Raw genomic sequence first — 1,763 nt, 5'->3', positions numbered from 1 at the left:
CCGAGCTATTTTGCTAGCAGCTGTGGAGGGGCACCAATTCCATCATCAGGCAATACATTGAACAACAGAAAACACCAAGTTAGGAGAAAACCGTGCCTTATATCCTCGCCCTGAACGACGAGGCTTTACGGCACATGGGGTAAGCACTGGGATTGTGTTTTTGGCGGGCGGAGGGGATAAGAATATAATAGAAGAAGATTGTTATATTTTTTATTTAAATTCAATTAGTTATGACGATTGTTTATTTTCATATTGAGGATTAGTGTTCCTTAATATGAGGATACGTAACATACGGGTAAATTTTTAAGTATTTTTTATTACAAAGTTAATACCTTAAAAATACAGCATATGTATACTTTTTGATAGGTTGAAAATAGCGCATACTGACACAGATCTTGCAAAACGATTGCATTTATATATATTGATTGCAATGCAAGTGAAATAGTGAGTGAAAGCTATGGCATCAATTACCGTTCGGAACATAAAGGAAGAAATACATCGTGCTTTGCGAGTGAAAGCGGCTACTCATGGGCGTAGCACCGAAGCTGAAATTCGTATTATTCTTGAAAATGCCGTACGATCCCCTGGACGCATCAAGTTGGGTTCCTTGCTGGCCGAGATTGGTAGAGAGGTGGGGGGCGTTGATCTTGAGATAGAACGCGATAAGACACCTGCTGAGCTGATGAGTTTTGAATGATCCTATTAGATACGAATGTAATTTCTGAGCCGATGCGACTTGTTTCTGATCCTGCGGTATTGGCATGGATAGATGAACAGAATGTCGAAACGCTTTACTTAGCGGCGATCAGCTTGGCTGAGCTTCGTTTTGGTGTTGCAGCGTTGCCAGGTGGCAAGAAAAAAGAGATCCTGCACAACAGCTTGGAGCAGCGTGTTGTTCCCCTTTTCATGGGGCGTATTCTGCCTTTCGATACCGCTGTATCTGAAGCTTATGCAATGCTTCGGGTACAAGCGCGGACTGCCGGCAAAGCTATTGGTACAGCAGATGGCTATATTGCGGCTATAGCTGTAGTCCATCACCTGATAGTGGCAACACGAGATACAGCACCCTTTGAAGAGGCGGGGCTTACTGTCATTAATCCCTGGAATGAAACATCATGACTCGAAACTGAACAGCAATTTTTCTTGTACATCTGTTATCTTATTTAGTTACAACATGAAATTTATACCCACAATATCCCTTTCGTCAAACGACCCCATGATGACAAATGCCGATAAAATGGGTGAATATGTTTCCAAACTACAACGTTTTTCCGTGCAATGGTAAAATTATTTTTCAGCTAAATAAAGAGAGCATAAAAAAGGATAGGATTGTACCACACTTTTTTATGCTCTCTAAAATTAAACTCATTGAAATTTTAGTTTGAAACCGTAAATTGATGAGCTGGAACTCCGGAGCTAAAATTGCAAATTGTATAGATACAGGATACAATTAAGTATGATTATCGGATTCCGGCATAAGGGTCTTGAAGCCTTCTATCGTACCGGTTCAACGCGAGGGATTAACGCGTCCCATGCGAAGAAACTGGGTATAATCCTCGTGATGCTCGATGCGGCGAAGGGGCCACAAGAGTTGAACCAACCTGGCCTGCGACTACATTCGCTTAAGGGCTGCATGAAAGAACACTGGTCGGTATGGGTTAACGGCAACTGGCGTGTAACTTTCCGCTTTACGGGGGTCGATACAGAATTGGTTGATTATCAGGACTACCACTGAGGGCACAATCATGATCCATATTCATCCC

The 1,763-nt window shown here is 42.3% G+C and carries 3 protein-coding genes and 1 pseudogene; all 4 read left to right on the top strand.

The genetic code is table 11. The features are described 5' to 3' along the window. Positions 1–256, top strand: a pseudogene (locus REG_RS14360) (hypothetical protein); the annotation flags it as partial. 201 nt (positions 257–457) lie between these two features. Then, entirely contained in the window at positions 458–697 is a 240-nt protein-coding gene (locus tag REG_RS08170; protein WP_039908103.1) for a FitA-like ribbon-helix-helix domain-containing protein, read from the top strand. Then, the gene (locus REG_RS08165; RefSeq protein ID WP_006705207.1) at positions 694–1,119 is read left to right on the top strand and encodes a type II toxin-antitoxin system VapC family toxin; all 426 of its coding nucleotides are present in this window, start codon (positions 694–696) and stop codon (positions 1,117–1,119) included. Before REG_RS08170 ends, REG_RS08165 begins: the two co-directional genes overlap by 4 nt. Before the next feature lie 337 nt (positions 1,120–1,456). Beyond that, positions 1,457–1,735, top strand: a complete 279-nt coding sequence (locus tag REG_RS08160; RefSeq protein ID WP_039908099.1) for a type II toxin-antitoxin system RelE/ParE family toxin — start codon at positions 1,457–1,459, stop codon at positions 1,733–1,735. Positions 1,736–1,763: the final 28 nt, after the last annotated feature.

Origin of the sequence: Candidatus Regiella insecticola LSR1 (genome assembly GCF_000143625.1) — a bacterium.
Taxonomy (GTDB): Bacteria; Pseudomonadota; Gammaproteobacteria; order Enterobacterales; family Enterobacteriaceae; genus Regiella; species Regiella insecticola.
Note: the sequence above shows the minus strand (reverse complement) of the source record. Positions and strands in the feature narration are given on the sequence as shown.